The organism is Roseovarius sp. THAF27, assembly GCF_009363655.1.
Taxonomy (GTDB): Bacteria; Pseudomonadota; Alphaproteobacteria; order Rhodobacterales; family Rhodobacteraceae; genus Roseovarius.
In genome coordinates, this window is record NZ_CP045393.1 from 2,639,499 (window position 1) to 2,663,631 (window position 24,133).

A 24,133-nucleotide genomic window follows, 5' to 3' on the forward strand; every position below is an offset into this window, starting at 1 on the left:
GGCATTCCACGTGGGGACGATCCCCCACAGGCACAACCTTGGTATATCAAGGCTACCGTATCCCAAGGGCGCAGGCGCCCTGCAATAAACTCGTTTAAATAGGGTTAACATTACGTGGCGTAAGCGGGAATCCGCTCAAATGCTTTCAAATCAGCCACTTAAGCACGCGCAGTCCGCATTTTGCGCGAAAACTTGAGCGAGTCCGACCGATGTGGCAGCATTTCTGTCACGTCCGACCCTCCCGCACGGCGGATCCTTCACCATGACGTTGCGTCACCCGTCTCCCCGGCCCCGCCACCCCGACCTTGCGGGCAAGACATTCCTGGTCTGCATCGGCGCGGCCAAATGCGCCACAAGCTGGCTGCACGCCTACCTCTCCGACCTGCCCGGATGCGCCCCCTCGCCGCTGAAGGAAGTGCATTTCTTCGACGCCCGCCACCCCGCGCATTGCCTGGGCGATCCTGACGCGCTGGCGCTCGCGCGGCTCAAGTTCCACCTCGATCAGCCCGGCGATGCGCTGGAAAACCTCCGCCGGCGCGCCACGTTCCGCGCCAGCCTCGACCGGGCGCAGATGATCCAGGACGAGACCGCCTATTTCGGCCACTTCGCCCGGCTCTGCGGCCCCGAGACGCGCTGTTTCGCCGACATCACGCCGGGCTACTCGGCTATCGGCGCGGCGGGCTTTGCCGACATCCGCGACGTCGTCGCGCACCAGGGCTGCCGCCTGCGCGTCCTGTTCATCATGCGCGACCCTGTGGCGCGCTTCTGGTCCCAGCTGCGCCACCTCGAACAGATGGCCCCCGACACCCGCGCCACGCAGGACTGGGACCGCGTCCGCCAGATGCCCGCCCTGACCGCGCGCGCCGATTACGCCGGCATCCTCACCGCGCTCGACGCCACCTTCAGGGCCGGCGAGGTGCTCTGCCTCTTCTACGAAACCCTCTTCACCGAGGGCACGCAGCGCCGCCTGTGCGATTTCATCGGCGAGCCCTTCGCCCCGGCCGACGCGAACGCCCGTCACAACGAAACCACGCTCAAGGCGCCCTTGCCGCAGGCCGCGCGCACGGCACTGGCGGCACAGCTTGCCCCGCAATACGCCTTCTGCCGCGACCGCTTCGGCACCGCGCTCCCCGCGAACTGGCAGGGCTGACACAGAAGAAACCTTTGAACCCTGTCGCGACCCGCTCCGACCCATCCTCGTTACGCAACGCGCCACCCCCATCCCGGCGCCCCAACGGAGGATACCCCCATGCCCGAAGACGGCATCATCATCGACTTTCGGTCCATCCCGGACGCAAAGACACGCTCTCTCGCCGAGGACCTGGCCGAAGACATCGTGCAGCGCAGCATCATGGAGTATTTCGAGCCCAAGGCCCGCGACACCGCCACCGCAAAGGACATCGCCGAACCCGATTGGGACGACCTCGTGCCGCCCGACATGACGGACGGCTTCGATTTCCTGCTCTAACGGTAAACCTTCGGGGGCCGCGCCTCAGCTTTCGCTCAGCGCGACCTTCATGTCCTTGACCTGGTAAATCACCTCGCCATCGGCCTCGACCCGGCCATCGGCAACGCCCATGGTCAGCCGCCGCGTCTGCACCGCCTTGGTGAAATCCACGTAATAGGTCAGCATCTTGCGGTCCGGGCGCACCATGCCGGTCAGCTTCACCTCGCCCACGCCCAGCGCATAGCCGCGCCCCTGCCAACCGCGCCAGCCCAGGTTGAACCCGGTGAGCTGCCACAGCCCGTCAAGGCCAAGGCATCCCGGCATGATCGGATTGCCCGGAAAGTGACACTCGAAGAACCACAGGTCAGGCTTGATGTCGAACTCTGCCACAACGTGCCCCTTGCCATGCGGCCCGCCGTCGCCCGAAATATCGGTGATCCGGTCCATCATCAGCATCGGCGGCTCGGGCAGCTGCGCATTGCCGGGGCCGAAAAGCTCGCCACGTGCGCATTTCAGCAGGTCTTCGCGGTCGAAGCTGCTCGGGAAGTCGGCCATAGGGTCGCACCCTTTTCTCTTAACTGTTCCGTTATCCGATCCTGTAACACCCCGCAAAACCCCCGCGCAAGCCCTGCCGCGTCGCGCTATGGTGCAGAATTTTGTTTGAAATTCCCATGTGGAGACCCCTATATTGGCATTGAGACAGGAGCTTTCATGACCGATACCGAGGCGACAACCCGAGGCACCGAATGGCTCGCAGGCGCAGGCTTGCGCCCGACCCGTCAACGCGTCGCGCTGGCCGCGCTGCTTGTCGGCGACGGGCAGCATCGCCATGTGACCGCGGAAAGCCTCTACTCCGCCGTCTGCGAGAACGGCGACAGCGTCTCGCTCGCCACGGTCTACAACACCCTGCGCGCCTTCTGCGACGTTGGCCTGCTGCAAGAGGTCACGGTCGACGGCTCGAAAAGCTATTTCGACACCAACACCCACGATCACCCGCACTTCTTCTGGGAGGACGAGCAGCGTCTTTCCGACGCGCCCGCCGACGAGCTTGAGATCGCCCGCCTGCCCGGCGCGCCCGAAGGCGCCGAGATCGCAAGCGTCGACGTGGTGATCCGCCTGCGCCGCAAGTCCGGCTGACCCGCCCGGAATGCGCGCCGCCCATTACGAACAATTCGGACCCGCCGAAGACGTCCTCAGCGTCGGAGAGGTCGACACCCCCACGCCCGGCCCGGGCGAGGTGCTGGTGCGGCTCACACATTCCGGCGTGAACCCGTCCGACGCCAAGTCCCGCGCGGGCACCCGCCCCGGCGTGACCAAACCCGATTTCCCCCGCATCATCCCCCATTCCGACGGCGCCGGCACGATCTTCGCCGTGGGCGAAGGCGTGGATCCCGCCCGCATGGATCAGCATGTCTGGCTCTGGAACGCCCAGTGGCAACGCGCCCATGGCACCGCGGCCGAGATGATCGCCCTGCCCGCCGACCAGGCCGTGCCCCTGCCCGAGGGCGTCAGCCACGAGGTCGGCGCCACGCTCGGCATACCCGGCCTGACCGCCTGCCAGACCGTCTTCGGCGGCGGCGAAGTGGCGGGGCAGACGTTGCTTGTCTCCGGCGGCGCAGGCGCCGTGGGCCACATGGCCGTGCAACTGGCCAAGTGGGGCGGCGCGACCGTCATCACGACCGCCTCCGCCGACGCCGCCGACTACGTGGCCGACACCGGCGCCGATCACGTGCTCGACTACCGCGACGACGATCTGACCGCGAAAATCAAGGACATCGCCCCGGGTGGCATCGACCGCGCGGTCGAGGTCGAGTTCGGCACCAACGCCGCTTTGCTGGCCGAGGTGATGAAACCCATGGGCACCATCGCCACCTATGGCTCGGCCAAGGACATGACGCCGGAACTGCCCTTCGGCGCTATGCTGTTCAAGGCGCTCAAGATCGACATTTCCCTGATCTACATCCTGCCCCCGGCGGAACGCGCCGCGGCCATCGCCCGCCTGCACGCGGCCCTGGCCGAAGGCGCGCTGACCCCGGCCATCCACGCCAGCCTGCCGCTCGCCGATTGCGTCACGGCCCACAACATGGTGCTCAGCCCCGGCCGTCGCGGCGCGGTCCTGCTGGAACCCTGAGTCCGCGCGGCCGGGCCCCAAACCGGCCTTCGCGGCACGACCCCCGCCATGCCGCCCTTGCAGAGCCGCGCAGCTTCACTTACGCCAGACCCAAGGATGACACCGAACCGGCACGTCCCCTGACGTAAGTGCATGAAACCCAAAATCCTCACGACCCTGCCCGGCTATTCCCGGACGCTTCTGGCGCAGGACGTCCTCGCCGGCGTGACCGTGGCGATGGTGGCCTTGCCGCTCAGCCTGGCCATCGCCATCGCGTCGGGCGCCGACCCCGCCAAGGGCCTGGTGACCGCCATCGTCGCGGGCTTCCTGATCTCGCTTCTGGGCGGCAGCCGCGTGCAGATCGGCGGGCCGACCGGCGCCTTCATCGTCGTGGTCTTCGGCGTGATCGCGGATCATGGCTATGACGGGCTGGTGCTGGCCACGCTCATGGCCGGTCTCATCCTGCTGGTCGCCGGTTTCTTCCGGGCCGGAAACCTCATCCGGCTGATCCCCGAGCCGGTGATCAACGGCTTCACCATCGGCATCGCCGTCATCATCGCCACCAGCCAGCTCAAGGACCTTCTGGGCCTCGCGGTCACCGACCTGCCAGCGGATTTCCTGCCCAAGGTCGAGGCGCTCTGGGCCGCCCGGCCCACCGTCTCGGGCGCTTCCACGACGATCGGCGTCGTGACGATGGCCCTGATCGTCCTGTTCCGTCGCGCCGCGCCGAAATGGCCAGGACTGATCGTCGCGGTGGCCCTGACATCGGCCATCGTCGCCGTCACCGGGTTGCCTGTCGACACCATAGCCTCGCGGTTCGGCGACCTGCCCGGCACCCTGCCCTGGCCCGCCCTGCCGGTCGTCAGCATCGCCAGGCTGATCGAGCTTCTTCCCTCCGCCCTGGTCATCGCCTTCCTGGCCGGGGTCGAATCCCTGCTCTCGGCCATGGTCGCCGACCGGATGATCGCGGGGCATCACCGGCCCAACGCGGAACTGCTGGCGCAAGGGGCCGCAAATATCGGCTCGTCGCTTTTCGGCGGGATGCCCGCGACCGGCGCCATCGCCCGCACCGCGACCAACATCCGCGCGGGCGGCAAGACGCCCGTGGCCGGGCTGGTCCACGCGGTGACGATCCTGATCGTCATGCTGGTCGCGGCACCGCTGGTGGGGTACATGGCGATGCCCGCGCTGGCCGGTCTGCTGATCCTCACCGCCTGGAACATGAGCGAGCCGCACAAGTGGCGCGGCCACCTGGCCGAGCGCGCCTCGGACATCTTCCTGCTGGCCCTGACCATGGTCCTGACCGTTCTGGCCGACCTGACCGTCGCCATCGGCGTCGGCGTTGCGCTGGGTCTGGCCCTGCGCCTGCACCGCCGCGACGTCCCAGCCTCCGACTGGTCGGACCCGGACCGATAGGCCCGGCACGTCCTCCCCGCACCTAAGCCGCCCGGAGACAGCGCCTGCCACCTGGCCAACGCCCCCGGGGCAGCGTTACAGCCGCGCGAACTCCGCACCGATCTCGGCGTTGCCGTCCTTGCGCTCAAGCCGCTCCAGCATCGACGTGATCTTCCGTCTCAGCCGCCGCGACCGGATCTGCCGCGCCTCCAGCTTGCGGGGCGCCAGCCGCACACCCTCGTTCCCCGGAACAAGATCGAACTCGCGCACCGCCGCGACCACGTGATTGGCCTGGTTGGTCGCACAAACCGCCACCAGTTTCAGAAAGCGGTCCTTCAGGTCGCTCTCGTCCGCGCTGTGCCCCGCCCGGCGGGCCACATCCTCGAAGGTTCCGATATCCACGTACCCGCCTGACGGGATCGGCCCCTGCCCGGTCACGTTCGCCGGCTGCTCCAGCTCCTCCTTGCGCAGCTCCTCGCGATCGACGACGCTGGCGACATCGACCTCCTCGCCCGTGTCCAGGGACGCCAGCACGTCCAGCAGATAGGCCGGCTGCGCGCCCATGTTCGACACCAGGCACCGCGCCTTCATGTCCTGCCCGCCACCGCGGTTGATCAGGATGCTGGACCGGCGCTGCTGGATATAGCCGCTCAGGAAGATATGCAGGTAGACCAGCCACACGAAAGTCGTCGTCAGGCTGGCCGCGATCTGAACGATCTCCACGTTCTCTTTCAGAAATTCCAACATTGTCGTCGCGTCCTTCGCTCTTGCCGGCTTTTGCAAAAGGGCCAACGCGGATCATGCCTGCGTGTTCCCGCCCGCGCAGGACGCCACACGCGCGACGTGGCAGGACCCGCCCCCCGCCGCGCAACGAAAAACGCGCGCCCCGGTTCACCCCGAGACGCGCCCCCAAGCCACCGTCAGGGTCGCGCCACGGCCCGCAGGGAAAAGAACCGATATTCGCATTGCGGACTTTGGTGCCGTTCACGACGGAGGCGAGCGTCAGCCCCTGGGGTGGCGATCCGACGGCAATTCTCAAGCACTTCATGCCCGCCAAACACGTCCTCGGAAGGGTCGTTGCGCCCACCTCAGCCAAATCGCCAGCCCGTGGGAGGGGCTATCGATGGCCGGGCCGCTTCGCGACTGTTAACCGGCTGGGGCGCAACACCAGTATGTTACGAGCGACTGGACTGACATATAAGACGTGTCATCTGAAGCCCCAGCGCGGAAACAGGCCGCAGGCCCGCGCCATCGCCGGACCGCCCCCACGGCCCGGCGATTGGGTGAAACTCGGTGCATCGCCCAATCTTGTTTCGGATGTGGCCTGGACAAAACGCTGCCGAACCACCCTCGGATCGCCGCGCCGCGGCCCGTCAATGGCGCTCGGGGCTATTGATCACACGTGTCCGCAAAGGGCTCGAAGCAGCGCTTCGCCTGGCGTCGCATCGGCGTCCGCGTCTCTGTGTCGCCAACAGAAAACGCGCATGACCGCATCCGGTCACGCGCGCTCCGACAATCCGCGCCCCCGGTCAGCCCGGGGGCGCGCACGCAAGGGCGCGGCAAGACCGCCGCCGCCCGTGCGAAAATCTCGTCAGCTGTCGATCCCGACAAGCTCCACGTCGAAGGTCAGGTCCTTGCCCGCCAGCGGGTGGTTGGCGTCCAGCGTCACCTGCTCGTCGGTGACCTCGGCCACCATCACCTGCAGGGTCTGGCCCTGCGGCGTCTGCACCTGCAACTGCGTGCCGATGTCCAGCGGGATGTCGTCGGGGATGTCGGCGCGCGGCACCGCCTGCTTGGCGGCCGGGTCCAGCGGGCCATAGGCCTCGTCCGCGGGCACTTCGACGGTTTTCTTGTCGCCCACTTCCATGCCCGGAATGGCCTTGTCGAGGCCCGGAATGATCTGGCCCGAGCCGACCTGGAATTCCAGCGGATCGCGCCCTTCGCTGCTGTCGAAGGTCGTGCCGTCGGCCAGGGTGCCCTTGTAATGAACTTTTACCGTATCGCCGGATTTCACCTGCGTCATGTGGTTTCCAATCTGTTTGGGGGATGGGTTTCCAAGGCCGCGCCTCGCGCGGGTACTTGCTGGTCTGCCCCAAGGCTAACCTGCCATGGCAGCGATTGCAAACAGGGTTCCAACCCTTCCCCAGACGTGCCACTCTGCCCCCCGAACCACCCCGGACGCGAAGGCCTCCCATGCCCATCACCACCTGCATCTTCGACGCCTACGGCACGCTTTTCGACGTCGCCGCCGCCGCCCGCACCGCCGCAGACGAGCCCGGTCGCGAGGCGTTCAAATCCCACTGGCCCGCCATCGCCGAGCACTGGCGCCTGAAGCAGCTGCAATACACCTGGCTGCGCGCGGTGATGGACCGGCACACGGACTTCTGGCAGGTCACCCAAGACGGCCTCGACTGGGCGCTCGAGGCCGAGGGCCTCGCGGACGACGCCGACCTGCGCGAACGCCTGCTGCAGCTCTACTGGGAGCTCGAAGCCTACCCGGAGGTCCCCGCCATGCTCCACGCGCTCAAGGACGCCGGTAAAAACACCGCGATCCTGTCCAACGGCTCGCCCGCCATGCTGGACGGCGCTGTGACATCGGCGGGCATCGGCGACGTGCTCGACGACGTGCTGTCGGTCGAAAGCGTCGGCATCTTCAAACCCCACGCCAGCGTTTACGACCTCGTCGGCGACCGCTTCGGATGCGCCAGGTCCGAGGTCCTCTTCGTCTCTTCCAACGGCTGGGACGCAGCGGCGGCGGCGGGCTATGGCTTCACCACCGCCTGGGTCAACCGCGCCGGCGCGCCGATGGACCGCCTGCCCGCCACCCCCGGCCACGTGCTGACAGACCTCACCGGCATCCCGGAGCTTGCCCAATAATGCCGCACTTCACCACGTCCGACGGCCTGTCGCTGCACTACACCGACGAAGGAAACGGCACGCCCATCCTCTGCCTCGCCGGTCTCACCCGCAACGTCACCGACTTCACCTATCTCGTGCCGCACCTGTCGGACCACCGCGTCATCCGGCTCGACTATCGCGGTCGGGGACAGTCGGACTACGCGGAAGACTACATGACCTACAACATCCTGCGCGAAGGCCAGGATGCCATCGAACTTCTCGATCACCTCGGGATCGAGCGGACCATCCTCATCGGCACCTCACGCGGCGGCCTCATCGCCATGGCGCTCTCGCACAGCCACCCCGACCGCCTCGCCGGCGTGGTGCTGAACGACATCGGCCCCGAGGTGGCCCCCATCGGCATCCAGCGCATCATGGATTACGTCGGCAAGACGCCGCCCTTCGACACCCTCGACGCCGCCGCCGACGCGCTGGCCGCAGGCCACGCACGGGACTTCCCCGACATCCCGCTCTCCCGCTGGCGCGAACAGGCCGAGTTCATGTGGCAGGACAACCCCTCGGGCGGCATCGTCCTGCGCTACGACCCCCGCCTGCGCGACGCGCTGGTGGGCCAGGCCGGCGCGGGCGAGGCCGTGGACCTCTGGGCGCTTTTCGACGGGCTGAAACCCATCCCCACCGCCTCGATCCGGGGCGAGAATTCCGACCTCTTCACCGCAGAGACGCAAGCACAGATGCAAACCCGTCACCCTGACATGATCACCACCGTCGTGCCCAACCGCGGCCACGTCCCCTTCCTCGACGAGCCGCAATCTCTGGCCGCCATCCGCCAGTTGCTGGAGGCCGCCGCATGAGCGACATCACCCTCATCCGCGCCGCCGCCGAGCGCCTCAAGGGCCACGCCCGCCGCACGCCGCTGCTGTCGTCGCCCTTCCTTGATGAAATCGCGGGCCGCCGCATCCTCGTCAAACCGGAATGCCTGCAACATACCGGCAGCTTCAAGTATCGCGGCGGCCGCTCCGCCGTGTCGGCACTCGACGCCGCGACCCGCGCCAAGGGTGTCATCGCCTTTTCGTCGGGCAACCACGCCCAGGGCGTGGCCCTCGCCGCCCGCCAGATGGGCGCCCCCGCCGTCATCATCATGCCCGCCGACGCGCCCGCGTTGAAAATCGCCAACACCCGCGCCCTCGGCGCCGAGGTGGTGCTCTACGACCGCGCAGCCGGCGAAAGCCGCGAGGAACTGGGCGAGGCACTGCAGGCCGAGCGCGACCTCACCCTGATCCGCCCCTATGACGAGCCGCAGGTCATCGCCGGCCAGGGCACCTGCGGGCTGGAGATTGCCGAACAGGCGGCGGACCTCGGCATCCATGAGGCCGAAATGCTGGTCTGCTGTGGCGGCGGCGGCTTCACCTCCGGCATCGCCCTGGCGCTCGATGCCGACGCACCGGGCCTCAAGGTGCGCCCGGTGGAACCCGAAGGCTTCGACGACGTCACCCGCTCGCTCGCCTCGGGCCAGATCGAGACCAACGCAGGCGTCAGCGGCAATATCTGCGACGCCATCCTCACCCCCGCGCCGGGCCAGATCACCTTCCCGATCCTCAAACGCCTCTGCGGCCCGGGCCTTGTCGTCAGCGAAGACGACTGCCTGCGCGCCATGGCCCACGCCTTCCAGCGCCTGAAACTCGTGGCCGAACCCGGCGGCGCCGCCGCCCTCGCCGCGGCCCTCTTCCACGGCGACCAACTTAACGCCGACACGGTCATCTGCACGATCTCCGGCGGCAATGTCGACGCGCCCATGTTCGCGCGTGCCCTCGAAACACTCGGAGAAACCCCATGAGACGCGTCGAAGGCGACCTGATCGCGCTCGCCAAATCCGGCCAGTTCGACGTGCTGGTCCACGGCTGCAACTGCTTTCACGCCATGGGCGCGGGCATCGCCCGCATCATCGCCATGGAATTCCCCGCCGCAGCGCAGGCCGACATGGAGACATCCAAGGGCGACCGCGCCAAGCTGGGCACCATCTCTCACGCCACGGTCGATTGCGACGGCCACAGCCTGACCATCGTCAACGCCTACACCCAGTTCGATCACAGCGGTCACGGGCAAAAGGTCGATTACGACGCGCTGCAATCGGCCTTCGAAAAGGTCGCAGACCAGTTCGCCGAAGCCCGCATCGGCTATCCCCTGATCGGCGCAGGCCTGGCGGGCGGCGACTGGGACGAGATCGCCCCGCGCATCGACACCGCGCTCGACGGGATCGACCACGCCCTCGTGGTCCTGCCCGTCGCCGATGGCTAGGCCCGTGGCCCGCCCCGGACGCAACCGGAATTTGCGCAAATTCCGTGATAGAAAATACGCATTTTCTATCACGTTTTCCGCGCGGAAAACGCCGCCAGGACCATAGGACAATCGCCCCATGACCGACGTCACCATCGCCAGCTTCAACGTGAAAAACCTGATCGGCCCCGACCGAGAATACTACGAATTCCAATCCTACACCCCCGAGGAATACGCCTGGAAGCTCGACTGGATGGCCGACCAGATCCTGACGCTCGACGCCGACGTGATCTGCTTCCAGGAGATCTTCGAGAAAGACGCCCTGCACGCCGTCATCGACGAGGCGTCCATCCGCGCCCGCGCCCTCAACGACGCGGCCATCCCCGACCGCTCCAAACGCTATCACCGCAAGGCGATCTTCCGCAAACTGGCCGTCACGCCCTATGACGACGCCACGCTGGCCTTCGCCCCCAACGCCGCCGATACCGGCGAGCCGGGCAAACGGCGCCCCGGGGTCGCGATGCTGTCGCGACTGGGCTTTGCTGGCACGCCCGAGATCATCCAGGACCTCGAAGAGCCGCTTTCCATCCCCTTCCAGCCTTTGCGCGGCATGGACGGCACGCAGGACGCCGGGCATTACGTCCTGCGCCGCCTGTCGCGGCCTGTCATCAAGGCGCGCATCCCCATGGGCGAACAGACCGTGACGGTCTTCAACTGCCACCTGAAATCCAAGCTGGGCGAATACATCACGCCCCCCGGCGCCGACTACGCCCCCGAAGAGGACCTGACGCACTACGATCCCATCGGCCGCGCCATGGGATCACTGCGCGCCACCGTCCGCCGCATGGCCGAGGCCTGGGTGCTGCGCCGCGAGGTCGTGCGCGAGATCGAGGCCGGCCACCCGGTCATGGTGCTGGGCGATTTCAACGACGGCGAACATGCCGTCTCGACCGAGATCATCACCGGCGAGGCGCCCTTCAAGAACTATGCCTGGATGCTGCGCCACGACGCGCAGGACCGTTCCAACCGCTATTCGGACGAGGAAAACCGCCGGATCACCGAGGAGGTCGAGCGCGTCCGCCTGCATTCGGCGGAAAAGATGTTCGTCCGCAAATCCCTGCGCGACATGGTCTACACCTCGGCCTTCGGCGGCGTCTTCGAGAGCATCGACCAGATATTCCTGTCCCGCCACTTCCACCCCGACAATCCCGACCGGGCGGGCGAGATGACCTACTTCAGCGTCTTCAACGACCACCTCACCGACGGCTCGCACCCCGAAGCGCCCTATAACAAGCTCGCCTCGGACCACGGCCAGATCATGGCGCACCTGCGGATGCAGGAGACGTAACACCGCCCGCGCACGCCCGGGGCCTCAGCGCCCCGGGGTCAGGAAATCCCGACTGTGACGGCCCCGCGGCGCGTGGTACCGTCGATCATTATTTGATGAAACAATATAGGGTCGGTGGCCCTTATTCAATAAAATCAGTTCGATACGTTGTGCCAATAGTCCGGCCACCGTTCTGCGTCATGGAAATTCTCGACATCAGACTGCTGGGGTTGGCGGTCGTCGCCGCCTTGGGTTACGGCATCGCCACCATCGGAATGAAGATTGCCTCCGGCCACTGGTCACTCGTCGCCTACGGTCTCATCCTGCTTGGGTTCATCGCCGCGACACAGGCCGAGGTCGTGCTGATGCGCGGGGTGACGCTCGGCACGCTCTACCTGCTGATCATCGCGATCGAGACGCTGATCGTGCTGACCTACGCCTATTCCATCGGCGAGGGCCTGTCCTCGCGCGACGTGGGCGGCGGCGCGCTCATCCTTCTGGGACTGGCGATCGTCTCTCACTGACTGGCCTCTGCGGCGGGCCGGCGCCTGTGCCAATCGGCGGCGCTCCGCGCAACGCGGAGCGGTCAATGCCGCCCTGTTCAGGGTTGCAAATCTGGCAGCACAAACAACCCAAGATTTAAATAATCATTGACAGACCCTGCCATGACGAGTCATTTATAAAGGATATTACTCACGCTCTCCGGCGTTTTTCTTGACTGCCTTTGACCAATTTCTTGCCCGAAGACCTTTTCATGAAAGGAAATTTCCAATGCCCAAGGACCGTGCCGAATCCACCTATCGATTCCGTGTCGAGGCTGCCGAACTTGCCCGTCACCGCCACCACCCCGAACATCGCGCCAATGGCGACGAGGCGCGCTACGGCGCCGCCTGCTACCCGATGAGCTTCACCAAGGGGCTCGATCACGACCAGGCCACCGGCCTTGTCGCCGACACCGACGCGTTCGAGGCTTTCCGCAAGGCCATCGACAACGGTTTCTGCGAACCCTTCACCACGCGGGTGCCCGTCCCTCGCGACGAGCCGCGCCGCTTCTGGGAGGCGCCCACCGCGGGCATCGTCCATGACCTGCAAGGCCCTGACGCACAGGCCGTCACCATGCCGCCCGCGCCCGAGCTCTGCTCGGACGAGCTGGCCTTCGAGATGGCCGAGGTCTACGAGCTTGCGATCCTGCGCGACGTGCCCTTCACCGCCTTCGAGGAAGGCGCGGGCAATGCCGCGGTCGACGCCTCGGCCACGCGTCTCGACGGGCTGGCCTATGCAACCGATGGCTTCACGGGCCGCCCGCGAAAAACGAACGCCGCGGGGAACCTTTCGTCCGGCACCGTCTTTCGCGGCTCCTCGCCCGGTGTGCTCAACGGCCCCTACCTGTCGCAATTTCTGCTGATCGGCTCCTCGCCCGGTGCCAAGAAACCCGAACAGGGGCTGATCGAATACGGCGCCCAGCTTGTCGACCAGACCGTGCCTGTCGCGGGCGAAACCGACTACATGACCACCTGGAATGACTGGCTGCGGGTGCAGCGCGGCTATGGCGGCACCGGCATCCAGGACTTTTCCCTCGACCAGCGCCGGTTCATCTGCACCCCGCGCGACCTGGCGACCTACGTGCATTTCGACGCGCTCTACCAGGCCTATCTCAACGCCTGCCTGCTCCTTCTGGCGCAGAAAGCGCCGTTCGATCCGGCCTTCGACCTGCTGTCCGGCCCGCCGGGGGACCGGCTGATGATCGACCCCGCGACCGGCGCGAAAGTGCCCTACAACGCCGGCGGATTCGCGCTCTGGGGCGGGCCGCACATCCTCAGCCTCGTGACCGAGGTGGCCACACGCGGCCTCAAGGCCGTCCGCTACCAGAAGTTCAACGTGCACCTGCGCCTGCGCCCCGAGGCGCTGGCCGCGCGGATCGCGCGCGCCGACGAGATCGAGAAACGGTTCCCGCAGATCTGCGGCTGCTTCACCGCCATGCGCGACGCGCTCAAGCCGACCCTCGACGCGCTCGACGCCCACCCGACCAGCGGCAACGGCGCCGACGCGGCACTCCTGCCCATGGCCTTCGGCGAGGGCTCGCCGATGCACCCGACCTACGGTGCGGGCCATGCCACCGTCGCCGGGGCCTGCGTGACCATGCTCAAGGCGTTCTACGACACGTCCTCGGTCTTCGTGCGCATCACGAACCCCAAAGACAAAACCGACTGTGATGCAGGCTTCTACGACAAGGCTGCGATCCATGACGCCCTCTGCGACGGCAAGGTGGTCGAGGCCGGCGCCTATCGCTGCGAGATGCTGACCAAGGAAGAAAAGAAGAAGGCCGAGCATTGCAAGAAGGACTGTGGCGTTCACCTGCCGATGTCCAAACTCGTCTTCAAGCCCTGCGGAACCTACAAGCTGGTCAAGAAGGACACCAAGAAGAACATCGCCGAACATGTCGTGCTGCACCCGAGCGACAAGAAAGAACAGTGCTGCCCCCTGACGCTCGAGGGCGAGTTGAACAAGCTCGCCGCCAACATCTCGATCGGGCGCAACATGGCCGGCGTGCACTATTTCTCCGACTATTACGACAGCCTGCGCATGGGCGAGCGGATCGCCATCGGCATCCTCGAAGAGCAGGCTCTCGGCTATCCGGCGGATGACTTCGTCATGTCAGTCCCCACGTTCGACGGCGAGATCCGCCGGATCGGACGCAAGTAGCGTCCGCCCCAAGCGGCGGCCCGGGTCTACTCCCTCCCGGGCCGTTCGCAGTGGACAAGGCCGGCAGGGTGTGGCTCTTTGCGCCCATGCCCCATGTTCATCTCAACAACATCGACATTCACTACCGCGACGAAGGCACGGCGGACGGCCCGGCCCTCGTCTTCGCCAATTCGCTGGGCACCGACCTGCACCTGTGGGACGCGATCCTGCCCCACCTGCCAAAGGGCCTGCGCCTCATCCGCTATGACAAGCGCGGCCACGGCCAGACCAGCGTACCGCCCGCGCCCTATGCCATGGGCACCCTCGTGCGCGACGCCGAGGCGCTGCTCGACCATCTCGACATCCGCGACTGCGTCTTCGTCGGGCTCTCCATCGGCGGGCTGATCGCGCAAGGCCTCGCGGTCAAGCGCCTCGATCTCGTCCGCTGCATGGTCCTGTCGAACACCGCCGCCAGGATCGGCAACCAGAAACTCTGGCAGGAGCGCATCGACGCCGTCCGCGTGGGCGGGATCGAGGCGCTGGCCGACGCCACGATGGAACGCTGGTTCTCCCGCTACTTCCTCGCCAGGCCGGAGCTGCAAACCTGGCGCGACATGCTCACCGGCCAACCAGACGAAGGTTACATCGGCTGCTCGGCGGCGATCTCCGGCACCGATTTCTACACTCCCACCAGCGGGTTGCGCCTGCCCACCCTGGGCATCGCCGGCTCCGAGGACGGCGCCACCCCGCCCGATCTGGTGCGCGAAACGACCCAATTGATTCCCGGCTCCGAGTTCCACCTAATGCGCCGCACGGGCCACCTGCCCTGCGTCGAGGCGCCCGAGGCCTATGCCGCCCGCCTGACGCAGTTCCTGCAAGAAACAGGCCACATCTGACCGCGCACGACCGACGCACCCTTTCCGCGATGAACGGCCCCGACTACAGTCCGATGCATAGATCCAGACCGGAGCCTTCATGTCGTCGCGCCTGCCCACAGCGTTCATCCTGATCACCGTCATGATCGACGCCATGGGCATCGGGATCATCATCCCCGTGATGCCCGAGCTGATAATGGATATCGACGGCGGCACGCTCGCGTCGGCGGCGCTCTGGGGCGGCGTGCTGACCTCGCTCTTCGCGGTGATGCAATTCCTCTTCGGCCCTATGGTGGGCAACCTCAGCGACCGCTTCGGGCGGCGGCCGATCCTCTTGGGCTCGCTCTTCATCCTCGCGCTCGACTACCTCGTGATGGCCGTGGCCCACGCCATGTGGCTCTTGGTGCTGGGCCGACTGGTGGGCGGCATCATGGCGGCCACGCAGTCGACCGCCGCCGCCTTCATGGCCGACACCTCGCCGCCCGAAAAGCGCGGCGCGGGCTTTGGCCTGGTGTCGGCGGCCTTCGGCATGGGCTTCGTGCTCGGCCCCGTCATCGGCGGCTTGCTGGGCGATCTCGGCCCCCGCGCGCCCTTCTATGCCGCAGCGTCACTCGCCTTCGCCAACTTCCTCTTCGGCTGGGCGGTCCTCAGCGAGACCATAACCCCCGACCGCGCCCGCCCCTTCGTCTGGGCCCGGGCCAATCCGTTCGGCGCCCTGCGCCAGATCCGCGCCCTGCCCGGCCTCGGGCGCCTGCTGGTCGTCCTGCTGCTCTATCAACTGGCGTTCAACGTCTATCCCGCCATCTGGTCCTACTACACCACCGCCGCCTTCGGCTGGGACCCGTCGATGATCGGGCTTTCACTCGGCATCTTCGGCATCTCGATCTTCGCCGTGCAGGCCGGGCTGATCGGCGTCGCCATCGCGCGGCTGGGCGAGGCCGGAACGGTTGTGCTGGCCCTCGGCTTCGCCATCCTCAGCTTCGCCGTGCTGGGCGTCATCCAGACCGGCTGGTTGGCCCTCGCCCTCACCCCCGTCTCGGCGCTGGCGGCCATGTGCGTGCCCGCCCTGCACGCCATCATGTCCCGCCGCACGCCACACGATGCCCAGGGCGAGCTCCAAGGCATCTTCACCTCGGTGGGGGCGCTGGCCATGATCATCTCGCCACTGATGATGACCAATATCTTCGCCGCCTTCACCCATGCCGACGCCCCCCTCACCCTCCCCGGCGCGCCCTTCCTCGCCGCGCTCGTGCTGGTGGCCCTCGGCCTCGTGCTCTTTCTCACCCGCAGGCGCCACGCCTCCGCCGATTACGTCCCGACAGGTCGCAATCGGCCTTGAAACCGCGCGGAAAAACCGATCAGGCTGGCGGTCAGCAAGAACGGGAGGGATCATGAAAACCATCAAAGCCGCCGTCTGCCACGAATTCGGCACCCCCCTCGTGATCGAGGACGTCCGCCTGCGCGGCCCTGAACAGAACGAAGTCGAGGTCGCGCTGGAAACCGTGGCGATCTGCCATTCCGACATCTCCTATGCCGACGGTGCCTGGGGCGGGTCCCTGCCGGCGGTCTATGGACACGAGGCCGCGGGCCGCATCTCGGGCATCGGCGACGGTGTGACCGGCCTTGCCGTGGGCGACCCGGTGGTAGTCACGCTCATCCGCGCCTGCGGTCAATGCCCCAGCTGCGGCGCGGGCCGGCCCACGGGCTGCGAAACCCCGTTCGACGGCGACCACGGCGCGCTTTCCACAGCCGACGGCGGCAAGCTGCACCAGGCCATGGCCTGCGGCGCCTTTGCCACCGACGTGGTCGTGCACCACTCCCAGGTCGTAAAGATCCCCGAAGGCATGGCGATGGACGCGGCCTCGCTCCTGGCCTGCGGCGTTGTCACCGGCGTCGGCGCGGTCGTCAACGCGGCCCAGCTGCGCGCCGGTCAGGACGTGGTCGTGATCGGCGCGGGCGGCGTCGGCCTCAACGCCATCCAGGGCGCGCGCATCGCCGGCGCCCGCCGCATCGTCGCCGTCGACATGACCGAAGACAAGCTGGCCGATGCGAAAGCCTTCGGCGCCACCGACGGCGTGCTCGCCTCCCAGGACAAACCCTGGCGCGCCGCGAAACAGGCGATGGGCCGTGGCGCCGACGCCGTGCTGGTCACGGTAGGCGCCGCCCGCGCCTATGACGAAGCCCCCCGCTATATCGCGGGCGGCGGCAAGGTCATCATGGTCGGCATGCCCGCCTCGGGGTCGGAATCGACCTACGAGGCCGCCAACTTCGCCGCCGCCGGGCAGAGCATGGTCGGCTCGAAAATGGGCGACGTGGTGATCCGCCGCGACATTCCCTGGATGATCGACCTCTACGGCCAAGGCCGGTTGAAACTGGATGAACTCATCTCCAACCGCTGGACCCTCGACCAGATCAACGACGCCATCGCCGACACCAAGACCGGCAATGCCCGGCGCAACGTCATCATGCTGCGCTAGTGCGCCGCCGGGTGCGGCATTTTCCGGCGATCGTCGTGCGGTCTGTTGAAAAATGGGGCCACGAGACGCGCACCGTCGGCATACCACCCGGATACCGACGCAATACCGACGCCGATTTCGGGCTATAGCCGGCGTTAACCCTTTCCCCCGAATCGCCCCGATTTCCGGCTTGCCCCGTCGCGCCTCCCGGGCCACCGTGCATACCGACAGCAGGGAGACCTTCATGAAACTCAAGGACCTCGACATCCTCGTCACCGCGCCCCCCGCGCCGGGCTGGGGCGGGCAGTACTGGATCCTGGTGAAACTGACCACGGATAACGGCATCACCGGCTGGGGCGAATGCTATGCCACCAGCGTCGGCCCCGACGCGATGACCGCCGTCATCACCGACGTGTTCACCCGGCACATGCAAGGCCAAAGCCCTGAAAACATTGAATTCATGTTCCGCCGCGCCTATTCCTCGGGCTTCACACAGCGCCCCGATCTGACCATCATGGGCGCCTTTTCCGGGCTGGAAATCGCTTGCTGGGACATCCTCGGCAAGGCCCGCGAGCGTCCGGTCTGGGCGCTCTTGGGCGGGCGGATGAACGACCGCATCCGCGCCTATACCTACCTCTACCCCCTCCCGCAGCACGACATCACGCCGTTCTGGACCTCGCCCGACATGGCCGCCGAGTCCGCGCTCGACTTGCTAAGCCGCGGATATACCGCGGTAAAATTCGACCCCGCCGGCCCCTACACCATGCGCGGCGGCCACATGCCCGCCGGCACCGACATCTCGCTCTCGGCCGCCTTCTGCAAGGCGATCCGCGAGGCCGTGGGCGACCGCGCCGACCTTCTCTTCGGCACCCACGGCCAGTTCACCACGGCGGGCGCCATCCGCCTCGCCAAGGCGATCGAGCCCTACGATCCGCTCTGGTACGAAGAGCCCGTTCCCCCTGATAACGTTGGGGAAATGGCCAAGGTTGCCGCCGCCACCTCGATCCCCGTCGCCACCGGCGAACGCCTTACGACCAAGGCCGAATTCGCGCCTGTCCTGCGTTCCGGCGCGGCGTCGATCCTGCAACCGGCCCTGGGCCGCGTGGGCGGCATCTGGGAGGCCAAGAAGATCGCCGCCATGGCCGAGGTCTACAACGCCCAGATGGCCCCGCATCTTTACGCCGGGCCGGTGGAATGGGCCGCCAACGTGCATTTTGCGGCCTCCATCCCCAATATCCTCATGGCCGAAACCATCGAGACCGACTTTCACAACCGATTGATAAAGAACAAGATCCGCGTCGAGGACGGCTTCATCACACCGCCCGACGCCCCCGGCCTGGGGATCGAGGTGGACGAGGATCTCGCCCGCGCGCATCCCTTCACCGGCGACGGCCTTCACCTGCAGATGCAGGATGCGCCGTGCGACTACGTCAATGGCAATTCCTTTGCCGGCGGCGCCCCGGTCAAGACCGGCTGAACGCCGCGCCGCGCGGCATCGCACCGGCGTTTTAAGACGCGCTTAACATCTTCGTGGTCTGATCCCGCTGCGTGGCTCGTGGATCGGGCTCAGCAGCCGCCGGACTGGACCAGTCCATAGCCGTAATGCGTATCGCGCCCGCCGGGGCCAAGATCCCGCGCCGAGCGCCGCAGCACTGCCCGCGCCCCGTTCAGCGACAGCCCCCCGCGCGAGGCCTGCCGCGCCAGGATCGCGGTCACCACCGGCGCGGCAAAGGACGTGCCGGAGCGATAGCTGCCGCCATTGCCCCAGGCGACGTAAAGGTCCACGCCGGGCGCGGCGAACTCGATGTGGTTGCCGTAATTGGCCCGCCCGTAAAGCCGCCCGCTCGCGTCCACCGCCGTCACGGCGATGGTGTCGGGCGAGGCCGCGGGAAAGACAGGCGCACCGCTGCGGTCGTTGCCGGCGGCGGCCACGATCACCGTGCCCCGTCCCTGGGCCAGCGCAAGCAGCTTGGCGAACACCCGGTTGTTCGCGCCGGAAAACGACATGTTGACCAGCCGGACGCCGTTGCCGACCAGCCAGTCCAGGCTGGCCGCCACGCTCTCCAACCGCCCGCCGTCGCTGCTTTTTTCCAGCCCGAACGCCTCGGCGGCATAGACCTGCACCCCCGGCGCCAGGCCCGCCAGCGGCCCGGCCCCGGCCGAGCCCGCGATCAGCCCCGCCACGGCGGTACCATGGCTGGCCCCGGTGCGGCGCGCGCCCTCGCGCAGAAAGCTCTGCCGCACGATCCGCACCCCGCCAAAGGCCGGGTGACCCGCGTTGACCGCACCGTCGATTACGCCCACGCGAAGGCTGCGCCCGACACGGCAGCTCTGTCCCGGCGCGTCGCCTACCATCGCCGCGTGATAGACGCGCGGGCCCGCCGACCGGAAATAAATCTTGTGCAGGTCCAGCACCGCCGAAGGCGTGCGGCCCGCCAACAGCGCCCGCCCCTGCTGCAGCGTCAAGGTGCGCGGAAAGACGAAGAAATACATCTGCTGCCCGAATTGCGGCAGGGGGCGTTCGCGCAGCAATGTCGCGCCCGCGCTGACCAGTGCCTGCGCTGCGGCCGTCGCCTGGCCCCGGTTGACCAGCAGCACGTATTCCGGCGAGCCGTCGGTGGCCTGCACCTCGTCCCGCGCCGCCCGGCGCAGCCCGCCGGTCGGTTTCGTGCGCGGGTTGTTGCCTGCATTTCCGCCGCGTCCGCCGGTGCCCTGCTGCACCTCGACAAGACCGGGCAGACCGCACGTCCCGACACAAGCCGGGTCCGGCAGGGCCACGGCAGCTCGCGCCGTTTGCGGTGCCACAATAGCAAGAAGACAAAGGCTCAAGATCGCCACGAGAAGCCGGAAAAAGGTCATGTCATTCAACGCTTTCCACAATATCGTCCCGCGCCTGAAGCGCCGCCACGGCCTCGGTGCGTGCCGCGTTGTCCGACGCCGCCAGCGTGTAGAGCCCGATGGCCGACGGCCCGTCCACGATCACGAGGCCCTGCGCCAGAAGCAGCGCCCGTACGTCCGCCTCGGTTGCGTCCTCGGCAAAGGCCACGCGGATCGTGTGCTCGGCGCGCGCCGTCGTCTCTTCACCGCCCGCGAGTTCAAAATCAGTGCCCCCATCATAACCGATATAGGCGGTCTGCGCTACAACCAGGCCGAACAGAACCACCGCCGCGATCTTCCAGAAATTGCCGGGCGCGGTCGGGCTGTTCGCGGCCTCCGGCAAACCGGCCTGCGGCACAACCGGCGCCGCGGCCTCGGTGTCGAGCTCACGCATCAGGCGGGCCAGCCCCAATTCTCCGGGCGACGAAACGTCCTCGGCCTGCATATTCAGGCGCATGGCCCGCAACGCCTCAAGCTCGCCGGCCAGCTGCGGGTCGGCCGCGACAGCAGCCTCGACGGCGGCGCGCTCCTCGCCCTCGAGCGTGTCATTGGCGAGAAAGACCAGCAGCGCCTCGATCTCGTCGCGGGACAGGTCCGATCCGTCGGTCATGACCGCACCTCCATCCGGCCTGAGAGGCAATGCAGCAGCAGTTTCTTGGCATGAAAGACCCGCGTCTTGATCGTGCCCTCCGGCACCTCGGCCACGGTGGCGATCTCGCTATAGGTCATGTCCTGGTAGAAGGCCAGTTCCACCGCCGCCCGGTGCTGCGGCTTCAACTGGTCCAGGCAATGGCGCAGATGCTCCGCCTCCTGTGCCGTGGCAAGGCAGGTCGCCGCGTCAGGACTGTCGTCCACGCGTTCGTCGATCTCGTCGGTCAGGTCGACCCGTTTGTGCTTGCGAAAATGATCCATCGTTTTCCTGTAGGCTATACCGAATACCCAAGTTTTCACCGTCGACCGTCCCTCGAAGCGCCCAGCCGAGCGCCAGATGTCCATGAAGACGTCATGCTGTATGTCGGCCGCCTCGTGCGGATCGTTCATTTTCGAGACGATGAACCGGAAAACGGGCTTTTCCAGCGCCTTGTAGAAGGCGGCAAAGGCATCACGGTCACTGGCGGCCATGCGCCTCAGAAGCTCTGCAAGTTCGCTGTTCTGCATACTGTCCCGTCCGTTTCCCACGGCGCAGGGTCCCGATGCGCCGCCGCGGACAGGATGCAATGAGACGGCCCGCGCGGTCAAAGCCTAACATGCTGCCCTTGTCATGGCATTTCCTAGGGCAAAAGCCCCAGCCACACCCAGACCGTCAGCACCGAAAGCGCCGTCGCCATCAGTACAGTCGTCGCCGCCACCCGCATCGCCCGCCCATACATGCTGGCGAAGATATAGACATTGATGCCAGGCGCCATCGCCGCGGTCAGAACCGCCGACCGCGTCGCGTCCACCGACAGATCGAAAGCCAGTCCCAGACCGCGCGTGACCAGCGGATGCACCACGAGCGAGATCAGGCACAGGTAGAGAACCAGACGCAGGTCGCCTTCCGGGCGATAGCTGGCCAGCACCCCGCCCACGCCGAACAGCGCGGCCGGAAGCGCCGCGCGCACCAGCAGGTCCAGCGCGTCGTTCACCGTGCCCGGCAACGGCAATCCGCTGAGATTCACCGCAAAACCCAGAAGAATGCCCAGGATCAGCGTATTGGAAAACATCGCCTTCAACACGCGCATCACGAGCCCGGAACCGGCCTGCCCCTTGGCGCGGACAATCTCCATCGCCGTGATCCCGACGCCATAGCAGATGGGCGAATGCAGCGCGATGATGGCATAGTTGGCCTCCAGCGCGTCCGGCCCATAGGCGCGTTCGGTCAAGGGCAACCCCAGCAAAAGCGAGTTGGAAAAGAGGCCACAGAAACCGATGGCCACGCAATCCTCCCAGGGGCGCCCGAACAGGAACCGCCCGCCCAGCATGCCCAGGACAAAGCCCGCCAAGGCTCCTGCATAGAAGCTCACCAGCATACGCCATTCGAAGTATTGGCCAAGGTCCAGCCGCGAGATGGCCACGAACAGAAGGCAGGGAACCGCGAAGCTCTGGACAAAGGTCATCAGCCCTTCAACGCCGCTCTGGCTGAACCAGCCGCGCCAGACCGCCACATAGCCAAAGCCGATGATCATGAAGACCGGCAGGATGACGTCCAACAGGGCCTGCATTGCGCTAGTCCCTGTAGGTGATCACCATGCCGTCATAGGCCGGGGTGATATGGTCGGGGGTTTCCGCGACAAGGGTCTGATAATCCATGTCGATATGCATGTTGGTCAGCACACCGCGACGCGGGGCGGCGCGTGCCAGCCACTCCAGCGACTGCTCCAGGTGGGAATGCGTCGGGTGCGGCGTGCGCCGCAGCGCGTCGAGAATCCAGCAATCCAGGTTCTCCAGGACCTTCCAACTGTCGTCGGGAATTTCCGCGACATCCGGCAGGTAGGCAAGGTCGTTCACCCGGAATCCCAGCGCGTCGATCGAGCCGTGGTTGACCACGAAGGGACGCAGGGTGACGGCCCCGCCCTGCCCTTCGATGACCACGTCGCCCTTGATCGTGTGCATGTCGAGGATGGGGGGATAGGGGCTGTCCTCGGGCTGCGTGAAGGCATAGCCAAAGCGTGAATAGAGCGCATTCTGCGTGTCGCCATCGGCCCAGACCGGCAGGCGCTGGCGCATGTTGAACACGATCATCCGCAGATCGTCCAGCCCATGCACATGGTCGGCGTGGGCGTGGGTATAGACCACCGCGTCAAGCGCGCCCACGCCCGCATCCAGCAGTTGGCTTCGCAGGTCGGGCGAGGTGTCGATCAGCACCCGCGTGGTCCCGTCCTCGCCTTCGCGCTCGATCAGCATCGAGCAGCGACGGCGGTAATTCTTCGGGTTTTCCGGGTCGCAGTCGCCCCAGTGCCCGCCAAGGCGCGGCACCCCGCCGGACGACCCGCAGCCCAGGATGGTGAAGCGTGTCTCCCCCATCAGGCGGCGGCTTTCCATTGCGCGGCCTTCCAGAACAGTCGGTCGAAATTGGCCTGGGTCTGCGCCGCGAAATCGGGCCAGTCCAGGCCGAACACCTCGGCGCCCACCTTGGCCGTATGAACCGTATAGGCCGGCTCGTTGCGCTTGCCGCGATAGGGCGGCGGGGCGAGGTAAGGCGCGTCGGTTTCCACCAGGACCCGGTCCACCGGGGCGGTCGCGAATATGTCGCGCAACTCCTGGCTTTTGGGAAAGGCCGAGATGCCGGACATCGACAGGTAGAACCCAAGGTCCAGCGCCGCCTTGCCCAGCGCCGCACCGGACGAAAAGCAATGCATCACGCAACTGTATGCGCCCGCCTTGTGCTCCTCGGTCAGGATCCGCGCCATGTCCTCGTCGGCATCCCGCGCGTGGATGATCAGCGGCAACCCGGTCTGGCGCGCGGCCTCGATATGCAGGCGCAGGCTTTCCTGCTGCGCACCCGCGCTCTCGGCGGTGTAGTGATAATCCAGCCCCGTTTCGCCGATGCCCACAAACTTGGGATGCTGCGCCAGCGCCACCAGTTCGTCGACCGTGGCCATCGGCTCATCCGCGACGCTCATCGGGTGGGTGCCGGCGGCATAGAAGACTTGCGGATGCGCCTCGGCAATCGCCCGCACCTGCGGCTCCAGCCGCAGCTTGGTGCAGATGCTGACCATCCGCGTCACCCCGGCCTCGACGGCGCGGGCGATGACGTCGCCGCGTTCTTCGTCGAAGGTCTCGAAATCAAGATGGCAATGGCTGTCGGTGATCTGGACTTGGTCGGTCATGGGGCCTTGGGTCTGATGGTGC

The 24,133-nt window shown here is 66.8% G+C and carries 25 protein-coding genes; 16 read left to right on the plus strand and 9 right to left on the minus strand.

The window, feature by feature from the left end:
* Positions 1-262: 262 nt before the first annotated feature.
* Both FIU89_RS13270 and FIU89_RS13275 read left to right on the plus strand, forming a co-directional pair.
* On the plus strand, positions 263-1,150 hold the full coding sequence (locus FIU89_RS13270; protein WP_152493043.1) for a sulfotransferase: 888 nt from the start codon (positions 263-265) through the stop codon (positions 1,148-1,150).
* A 99-nt stretch (positions 1,151-1,249) separates the two neighbouring features.
* Complete coding sequence (locus tag FIU89_RS13275) at positions 1,250-1,468, plus strand: hypothetical protein (RefSeq protein WP_152493044.1); 219 nt, start codon at positions 1,250-1,252, stop codon at positions 1,466-1,468.
* Positions 1,469-1,492: 24 nt separating this feature from the next.
* On the opposite strand, the gene fabA is transcribed toward FIU89_RS13275, so the two are convergent.
* On the minus strand, positions 1,493-2,002 hold the full coding sequence (fabA, locus tag FIU89_RS13280; protein WP_152493045.1) for a bifunctional 3-hydroxydecanoyl-ACP dehydratase/trans-2-decenoyl-ACP isomerase: 510 nt from the start codon (positions 2,000-2,002) through the stop codon (positions 1,493-1,495).
* Between the two features lie 156 nt (positions 2,003-2,158).
* Between fabA and irrA the strand changes: the two genes are divergently transcribed.
* The 3 genes from irrA to FIU89_RS13295 all read left to right on the plus strand — a co-directional run bounded on the left by irrA (position 2,159) and on the right by FIU89_RS13295 (position 4,973).
* Entirely contained in the window at positions 2,159-2,584 is a 426-nt protein-coding gene (irrA, locus tag FIU89_RS13285) for an iron response transcriptional regulator IrrA (protein WP_152493046.1), read from the plus strand.
* 10 nt (positions 2,585-2,594) lie between these two features.
* Positions 2,595-3,578: an NADPH:quinone reductase gene (locus FIU89_RS13290; protein ID WP_152493047.1), complete on the plus strand. Its 984-nt coding sequence runs from the start codon at positions 2,595-2,597 to the stop codon at positions 3,576-3,578.
* Positions 3,579-3,710: 132 nt separating this feature from the next.
* Positions 3,711-4,973, plus strand: a complete 1,263-nt coding sequence (locus FIU89_RS13295) for a SulP family inorganic anion transporter (RefSeq protein ID WP_152493048.1) — start codon at positions 3,711-3,713, stop codon at positions 4,971-4,973.
* A gap of 75 nt (positions 4,974-5,048) precedes the next feature.
* On the opposite strand, the gene FIU89_RS13300 is transcribed toward FIU89_RS13295, so the two are convergent.
* Both FIU89_RS13300 and FIU89_RS13305 read right to left on the minus strand, forming a co-directional pair.
* Positions 5,049-5,699, minus strand: coding sequence for a hypothetical protein (locus FIU89_RS13300; protein ID WP_152493049.1), 651 nt, complete (start codon positions 5,697-5,699; stop codon positions 5,049-5,051).
* 844 nt (positions 5,700-6,543) lie between these two features.
* Positions 6,544-6,975, minus strand: a complete 432-nt coding sequence (locus tag FIU89_RS13305) for a peptidylprolyl isomerase (protein ID WP_152493050.1) — start codon at positions 6,973-6,975, stop codon at positions 6,544-6,546.
* Positions 6,976-7,145: 170 nt separating this feature from the next.
* On the opposite strand from FIU89_RS13305, the gene FIU89_RS13310 reads away from it, so the two are divergent.
* The 11 genes from FIU89_RS13310 to FIU89_RS13360 all read left to right on the plus strand — a co-directional run bounded on the left by FIU89_RS13310 (position 7,146) and on the right by FIU89_RS13360 (position 18,902).
* Positions 7,146-7,829, plus strand: a complete 684-nt coding sequence (locus FIU89_RS13310; protein ID WP_152493051.1) for a haloacid dehalogenase type II — start codon at positions 7,146-7,148, stop codon at positions 7,827-7,829.
* On the plus strand, positions 7,829-8,662 hold the full coding sequence (locus FIU89_RS13315) for an alpha/beta fold hydrolase (protein ID WP_152493052.1): 834 nt from the start codon (positions 7,829-7,831) through the stop codon (positions 8,660-8,662). Before FIU89_RS13310 ends, FIU89_RS13315 begins: the two co-directional genes overlap by 1 nt.
* A complete protein-coding gene (locus FIU89_RS13320; RefSeq protein WP_152493053.1) occupies positions 8,659-9,645 on the plus strand; it encodes a threonine/serine dehydratase in 987 nt (328 codons plus the stop codon). Before FIU89_RS13315 ends, FIU89_RS13320 begins: the two co-directional genes overlap by 4 nt.
* On the plus strand, positions 9,642-10,106 hold the full coding sequence (locus FIU89_RS13325; RefSeq protein WP_152493054.1) for a macro domain-containing protein: 465 nt from the start codon (positions 9,642-9,644) through the stop codon (positions 10,104-10,106). The genes FIU89_RS13320 and FIU89_RS13325 overlap by 4 nt, the downstream gene beginning before the upstream one ends.
* 118 nt (positions 10,107-10,224) lie before the next feature.
* The gene (locus tag FIU89_RS13330) at positions 10,225-11,433 is read left to right on the plus strand and encodes an endonuclease/exonuclease/phosphatase family protein (protein ID WP_152493055.1); all 1,209 of its coding nucleotides are present in this window, start codon (positions 10,225-10,227) and stop codon (positions 11,431-11,433) included.
* 179 nt (positions 11,434-11,612) lie between these two features.
* Positions 11,613-11,936 (plus strand): 5-aminolevulinate synthase, encoded by a 324-nt coding sequence (locus tag FIU89_RS13335; RefSeq protein ID WP_152493056.1) that lies wholly within the window; start codon positions 11,613-11,615, stop codon positions 11,934-11,936.
* A gap of 247 nt (positions 11,937-12,183) precedes the next feature.
* Entirely contained in the window at positions 12,184-14,115 is a 1,932-nt protein-coding gene (locus tag FIU89_RS22480) for a hypothetical protein (protein ID WP_216647021.1), read from the plus strand.
* A gap of 86 nt (positions 14,116-14,201) precedes the next feature.
* Positions 14,202-14,990 carry a 3-oxoadipate enol-lactonase gene (gene pcaD / locus FIU89_RS13345; RefSeq protein ID WP_152493057.1) on the plus strand — a complete coding sequence of 263 codons (789 nt, stop codon included), beginning with the start codon at positions 14,202-14,204 and terminating at the stop codon, positions 14,988-14,990.
* Positions 14,991-15,069: 79 nt separating this feature from the next.
* The gene (locus tag FIU89_RS13350) at positions 15,070-16,308 is read left to right on the plus strand and encodes a TCR/Tet family MFS transporter (RefSeq protein ID WP_152493058.1); all 1,239 of its coding nucleotides are present in this window, start codon (positions 15,070-15,072) and stop codon (positions 16,306-16,308) included.
* 52 nt (positions 16,309-16,360) lie between these two features.
* Positions 16,361-17,446, plus strand: a complete 1,086-nt coding sequence (locus FIU89_RS13355; protein WP_152493059.1) for a zinc-binding dehydrogenase — start codon at positions 16,361-16,363, stop codon at positions 17,444-17,446.
* A gap of 223 nt (positions 17,447-17,669) precedes the next feature.
* Entirely contained in the window at positions 17,670-18,902 is a 1,233-nt protein-coding gene (locus tag FIU89_RS13360) for a mandelate racemase/muconate lactonizing enzyme family protein (RefSeq protein WP_152493060.1), read from the plus strand.
* Positions 18,903-18,991: 89 nt separating this feature from the next.
* On the opposite strand, the gene FIU89_RS13365 is transcribed toward FIU89_RS13360, so the two are convergent.
* From FIU89_RS13365 to FIU89_RS13390, 6 genes are all read right to left on the minus strand, one after another.
* Complete coding sequence (locus FIU89_RS13365; RefSeq protein WP_172978108.1) at positions 18,992-20,203, minus strand: S8 family serine peptidase; 1,212 nt, start codon at positions 20,201-20,203, stop codon at positions 18,992-18,994.
* 82 nt (positions 20,204-20,285) lie between these two features.
* On the minus strand, positions 20,286-20,912 hold the full coding sequence (locus FIU89_RS13370; RefSeq protein ID WP_152493062.1) for a hypothetical protein: 627 nt from the start codon (positions 20,910-20,912) through the stop codon (positions 20,286-20,288).
* Positions 20,909-21,460, minus strand: coding sequence for an RNA polymerase sigma factor (locus tag FIU89_RS13375; protein ID WP_152493063.1), 552 nt, complete (start codon positions 21,458-21,460; stop codon positions 20,909-20,911). Before FIU89_RS13375 ends, FIU89_RS13370 begins: the two co-directional genes overlap by 4 nt.
* A gap of 113 nt (positions 21,461-21,573) precedes the next feature.
* A complete protein-coding gene (locus FIU89_RS13380) occupies positions 21,574-22,503 on the minus strand; it encodes an AEC family transporter (protein WP_152493064.1) in 930 nt (309 codons plus the stop codon).
* 4 nt (positions 22,504-22,507) lie between these two features.
* Positions 22,508-23,305 (minus strand): MBL fold metallo-hydrolase, encoded by a 798-nt coding sequence (locus tag FIU89_RS13385; RefSeq protein WP_152493065.1) that lies wholly within the window; start codon positions 23,303-23,305, stop codon positions 22,508-22,510.
* A complete protein-coding gene (locus FIU89_RS13390) occupies positions 23,305-24,111 on the minus strand; it encodes a TatD family hydrolase (RefSeq protein WP_152493066.1) in 807 nt (268 codons plus the stop codon). The genes FIU89_RS13385 and FIU89_RS13390 overlap by 1 nt, the downstream gene beginning before the upstream one ends.
* Between the last annotated feature and the right edge of the window lie 22 nt (positions 24,112-24,133).